7 protein-coding genes are annotated in these 5,119 nt (G+C 68.1%); 5 read left to right on the forward strand and 2 right to left on the reverse strand.

All coding sequences use genetic code 11. From position 1 onward, the window contains the following. A partial coding sequence (locus tag JHC36_RS04560; RefSeq protein WP_287916414.1) for an adenosylcobinamide-GDP ribazoletransferase occupies positions 1–525 on the forward strand: 525 nt, incomplete at its 5' end. Positions 526–544: 19 nt separating this feature from the next. Further along, complete coding sequence (locus tag JHC36_RS04565; protein WP_287916416.1) at positions 545–1,174, forward strand: histidine phosphatase family protein; 630 nt, start codon at positions 545–547, stop codon at positions 1,172–1,174. Positions 1,175–1,228: 54 nt separating this feature from the next. Here the strand turns inward: JHC36_RS04565 and nth are convergent, their stop codons facing one another. Next, positions 1,229–1,885, reverse strand: coding sequence for an endonuclease III (nth, locus tag JHC36_RS04570; RefSeq protein ID WP_287916418.1), 657 nt, complete (start codon positions 1,883–1,885; stop codon positions 1,229–1,231). Between the two features lie 58 nt (positions 1,886–1,943). Continuing rightward, positions 1,944–3,020, reverse strand: coding sequence for a BLUF domain-containing protein (locus JHC36_RS04575; RefSeq protein WP_287916421.1), 1,077 nt, complete (start codon positions 3,018–3,020; stop codon positions 1,944–1,946). A gap of 62 nt (positions 3,021–3,082) precedes the next feature. Here JHC36_RS04575 and JHC36_RS04580 point away from each other — a divergent pair, with 62 nt between their 5' ends. From JHC36_RS04580 to JHC36_RS04590, 3 genes are all read left to right on the forward strand, one after another. Further along, positions 3,083–4,348, forward strand: coding sequence for an aminotransferase-like domain-containing protein (locus JHC36_RS04580; RefSeq protein WP_287916428.1), 1,266 nt, complete (start codon positions 3,083–3,085; stop codon positions 4,346–4,348). A 106-nt stretch (positions 4,349–4,454) separates the two neighbouring features. Next, positions 4,455–4,709 (forward strand): hypothetical protein, encoded by a 255-nt coding sequence (locus JHC36_RS04585; RefSeq protein ID WP_287916424.1) that lies wholly within the window; start codon positions 4,455–4,457, stop codon positions 4,707–4,709. A gap of 7 nt (positions 4,710–4,716) precedes the next feature. Then, a partial coding sequence (locus tag JHC36_RS04590) for a DUF2721 domain-containing protein (protein ID WP_287916426.1) occupies positions 4,717–5,119 on the forward strand: 403 nt, incomplete at its 3' end.

Here is a 5,119-nt window from a genome sequence, read left to right on the forward strand (position 1 = left end):
GGCGGTGCGGTCAGCCGCGAGCGCGCGCTGGAGATCATGAAGGACTCGCGCATCGGCAGCTATGGCGCCATCGCGCTGGTGCTGGCCTTGTTGACCAAGGTGCTGCTGTTGGGCTTGCTGGTGCAGGCGGGTGGGGCGCTGGCCACCGCCTGGGCTTTGTTTGCTGCGCATGTGAGTTCGCGGCTGCTGCCGCTGCTGGTGATCGCCACGCTGCCGCATGTGGGCGACACGCCGCGGTCCAAAAGCAAGCCGCTGGCCGACGGGATCGACGCGGCCGGTCTGCTCGCGGGGTTGCTGTGGTGGGCGCTGGCCATGATGCTGCTCGCCGTGGCGGCGCCGGCTTGGCCTTGGTTTGCGGCGGTACTCGGCGCGTTCCTCGGCTTTTTGTGGATGTGGCGCCTGCTGGCGCGGCGGCTGCAGGGCTTCACTGGCGATGGGCTGGGGGCGACGCAGCAACTGGCCGAGTTGGGCTTTTACCTCGGGCTTGCCGTAGGCCTCGGCGGCCGCTTTGGATCCGGGTCGTGACCGGCACAACGCATCCCCGATGTCCACCGACCATAGCCCGATCCGGCTGCTGCTCGTGCGCCACGCCCCAGTGACGGGCATCGCGCCGGGTTGCTGCTATGGCGCGCTCGACCTTGCGGCCGATCCGGCAGCGACCCAGCGGGCGGCCGCAGCCATCGCGGCGCGGCTCGCCCCGGGGACGCCGGTGTGGAGCTCGAGCCGACGGCGCACCCGCCTGTTGGGCGAGGCGCTTCGGGCCTTGCGGCCGGACCTCGGGCCCATGCGCGCCGATGCGCGGCTCGATGAACTCGACTTTGGGCGCTGGGAGGGGCAGCCCTGGGCCGCCATCGACCGCACGGAATTCGAGGCCTGGATGGCCGACTTTGCGCATACCCGTGTCGGCGGGGGTGAGAGCGTGGCGCAACTGCTCGCGCGCGTGGCGGTGGCGGCCGATGCGGTGGCGGAGGAAGTCCGAGCCCAGCCGCGCACAGGGGCGGAGGGCCTCGCTCCGGACGCGGTCTGGATCACCCACGCCGGCGTCATCCGTGCCCTGGATTGGTTGTGCACGCGGCCGCGGGAACTGCCGCAGGCGGCGGATTGGCCAAGGCTGGCGTTGGATTTTGGCGCCGCGGTCGAGCGCTCATGGATGCCTCGATTTCAAAAACAATAGCAGTGAACGACGGATTCACGCCGGCATAGCGGCAAAATCGCTCAAATTTCGGCCTCAGCGCGTGCTGGACTTCGGTGCCGGCGTCTTGTCGGGGTATTCGCAGACCTGCGCGACGACGCAGCGCCAGCACTCGGGCTTGCGGGCTTTGCAGACATAGCGACCGAGCAGGATCAGCCAGTGGTGGGCATGCGTGCGGTAGCGCTCGGGGATGCGCTCGAGCAGTTGGCGCTCGACCTCCAGGGGGGTGCTTCCGCGGGCGAGCCCGGTGCGGTTGGCGACGCGAAAGACATGCGTGTCCACCGGCATCGTGGGTTCGCCAAACGCGACGTTGAGGACCACGTTCGCGGTTTTGCGGCCGACGCCGGGAAGCGACTCGAGTGCTTCGCGCGATCGCGGAACCTCACCACCGTACTGCTCGACCAGGATGCGGCAGGTCTCGATGATGTGCCGCGCCTTGCTGTGATAGAGGCCGATGCTGCTGATGTAGCGCTCGAGTCCCTCGACACCGAGTTCGAGCATTTTCTGCGGCGTGTTGGCCACCGCAAACAGCGCTCGGGTGGCTTTGTTGACACTCGCGTCGGTCGCCTGGGCCGAGAGCATGACGGCAATCAACAACTCGAACACGCTCGAGTATTCCAACTCGGTCGTTGGGTGCGGGTTTGCGGCTTCGAGCGCGGCAAAGAATGATTCGATGGCTTTCGGTTTGAGCATCAGGCAGGGGCGGCGGGTCGGTCGGTGTGCGGCTGGACAGGACGATCGGGGGGGGCGGCTAGCGCGCAGCGGCCGATGCGACCGTGGGCCAGCCGGATGCGGGAGGCGCTTCGATGTTCTTGAGCAGCGGCGAGAGCGCTCGCCAGACGGTCGGCGCACGGCCGGGGTCGGCATAGGCCGCAGGTCGGGCGTTGAGGCGCAGGGCCGCGCCGTGGCGCAGCGCCTGGCCCACGAGGTCTCCGTCGAAGCCAACGAGCACGATTTCAGGCACCGACATCGCGCCTTCGAAGGCCTCTTCGACCCGGTCGAGCAGACTCGCGTTGCGCTCGGGGTCGTTGCAAAGCAGCAGCGCGAACATGGCCCAGTCTTGCATGAGCGCGCGCCTCAAGCCGTGGAGCAGGTCGGCGCGCGCGACGGCGATCAGGCGCAGCGCGTAGGCACCGTACATCTGGTCGACGAAGGCGCCGCCTGCGTCGAGCCCACTCTCGCCCGCAAAGCGCCGGTAGTCGACGAACAGCTCGCGCTCGTTGGCCAGCCAGCGCAGCAGGTCGAACGCTTCGCTGCCGCCCGCGCTGCACAGGCCCACGCGCGTGTAGCACTCTGGGTCGGGCAGGTCCAAGGCTTCGGGCAGTTGCATCGGTGCCGTCAGGCGCCGCATCACCGAGGACGGCGCATATTGGCGACCCCGCTCGTGTTGTTGCGTGAGGTGCAGCACGCGCTCGCGCATCAGCAGCGGGCTCTCCAGGTTGGTCGACAACATCATCGACCACGGCGTCATCAACAGCCGCGGCCCGCGGCTCAGATGCACGATGCGCTGGCCATAGTGGCGATCGTCGTCGCGCACGCGGGCGCACAGAGCATCCACCGCCCGCTCCGGACCTTCGACCCAATGCACGAACCATCCGCTTTGAAACGCGAGCGCCGCGTGGATGCCGACCTGGGGGTTGTGCCGTAAGGCCGCGTCGCGGATGTGCTCCAGGGTGGCATAGGGCGTCTCGACGTTGTGGGCTTCGCTCGCGCAGACGACCCGCAGCACCGCTGCACTTTCGGCAGGGGCATCGGGCGGTTCCTGGGGGGAGCTGTTGTCCAGCATGGGGCGCGTTTCGCGGGTGGTGAATCGGAGAGAATGATGCATCCTACGCCGATTGAACCGATCTGTGCATCCGTAAACCTGAACCGAATAGGGTCACGATGACGATTTCTTTTGCCCAACGCCTCGACCATGTCGAAACCTCGGCCATCCGCGAGCTGTTCAAGCTGCTGGGCAAGCCCGGCATCATCAGCTTCGCAGGCGGCTTCCCCGACAGCGCGCTGTTCGATGTCGCAGGCATCCGCGCTGCGGTCAATGCCGCGCTCGATGCCGAGCCCGGCGCGGCGCTGCAATATGGCGCCACCGAAGGCTACGGCCCGCTGCGCGAGCAACTCGCCGCCTTCATGGCCACCAAAGGCGCGCGCGACGTCGCGCCCGAGCAGCTCATCGTCACCACCGGCAGCCAGCAGGCGCTCGACCTGATCGGCAAGACGCTGATCTCGCCCGGCGACAAGGTCATCGTCGAGGGGCCGCCCTTTCTCGCCACCATCCAGTGCTTTCGGCTCTACGGTGCCGAGCTCATCAGCGCGCCGATCGACGGGGACGGGGTGCAGACCGACGCGCTCGAACGCCTGATCGAGCAACACCGCCCGAAATTCGTCTACCTCATTCCGACCTTTGGCAACCCGAGCGGCGCGACGCTCAGCGCCGAGCGCCGCCGCGCAGTGCTGGAGATGGCGGTGCGCCACGACACCCTCATCGTCGAGGACGACCCCTATGGCGAGCTCTACTTCGACGCGCCGCCGCCGCCGAGCCTGCTCGCGCTCAGCGCCGAGGTGCCTGGCAGCCGCGCGCGCCTGGTGCACTGCGGCAGCCTCAGCAAGGTGCTGTCGCCGGGCCTGCGCGTGGGCTGGATGATCGCGCCGCCCGAGCTGCTGGCCAAGGCGACCATGTGCAAGCAGTTCAGCGACGCGCACACCAGCACCTTTGCCCAGGCCACCGCCGCCCATTACCTCGCCTCGGGCGCCATGCCGCAGACGCTCGCGCGGGTGCGTCAGGTCTACGCCGAGCGCGCCCGTGCCATGACCGAAGCCTTGCAGCTTGAGCTGGGCGCGGCCCTCGCGTTCGTGCCGCCGCGCGGAGGGCTGTTCGTGTGGGCCCGGCTGACGGGCGCGGGCGGCGCGCTCGCCGACGGGGACGAATTCGCGCGCCGTGCCATCGAGCGCGGAGTCGCCTTCGTGCCGGGCGCCCCTTTTTACGCGAGCCAGCCCGACCGTGCCACGCTGCGGCTGAGCTTTGCCACAGTCGGCGTGGACCGCATCGTCGAGGGCGTGCAGCGTTTGCGTGCGGCTTTGGGCAACGCTGAACAAGTCCCTCGCGTGCCGCGCATCCCGGCTGCGGGCGGTCTGCTTCGTTGCAAATCCTCGCCATAGCTGCTGCTATGGCTGTGGTTTGCGCCTCGCATCCCATCCCGCGGCCAGGCGCGCGCCATCGCGGGAACTTATTCAGCATTGCCCTTGCTGGGTTAGGAGGTTCCGTATGTCCGACCGGGTCATTCAGACGGCACGCTACAAGCTGTTTCCCTCGCCGCGCAACGCGCACCGCGAGGTGTTCGAGCACGAGGTGTTCGTGCCGCATCCCTATGCGCTGATCGACCTGCCGAGCTTCTACCTCGCAGGTCGCGCAAGCCTCTTTGCGGCTTGCCGTTTGTCCGACGGCAAGATGGGCCAGCTCGTCACCTTCGAGCTCGAGGCCGATGCGGCCAAATTCACCGCGAATTTCACGCCCGATTGAGCCCGCCATGGCTTTGCCCGTCGATACCTCGGCCATCACGCACGGCATCCAGCTTGCCGTCGCGCCGGTGTTTTTGCTCACTGCCGTCTCCGGCCTGATCGGGGCGGTGGCGGGGCGGCTTGCGCGCATCATCGACCGCGCGCGCGTGGTGGAGGCGCAAGCCTTGGCTTCGACCGATTCTGCCTTCCGCGCGCGTGCGCTGTCGGAAATCGCGCTCTTGCGCTGGCGCGGGCGGCTGGCCAATGGCGCGGTGGCTTTGCTCACGCTGTGCGCCTTTTTCATCGGCTTGACGATCATCGTGCTGTTCGTCGCCGAGACCACGGACTTTCAGGCGAGTCGGCTGGCCGTGGCGGGCTTCCTCGGTGGGATCGGCTGCTTTCTGGCGGCCTTGCTGTGCTTTTTCATCGAGA

Origin of the sequence: Tibeticola sp., assembly GCF_022759015.1 — a bacterium.
Lineage (GTDB): Bacteria > Pseudomonadota > Gammaproteobacteria > Burkholderiales > Burkholderiaceae_C > Tibeticola > Tibeticola sediminis.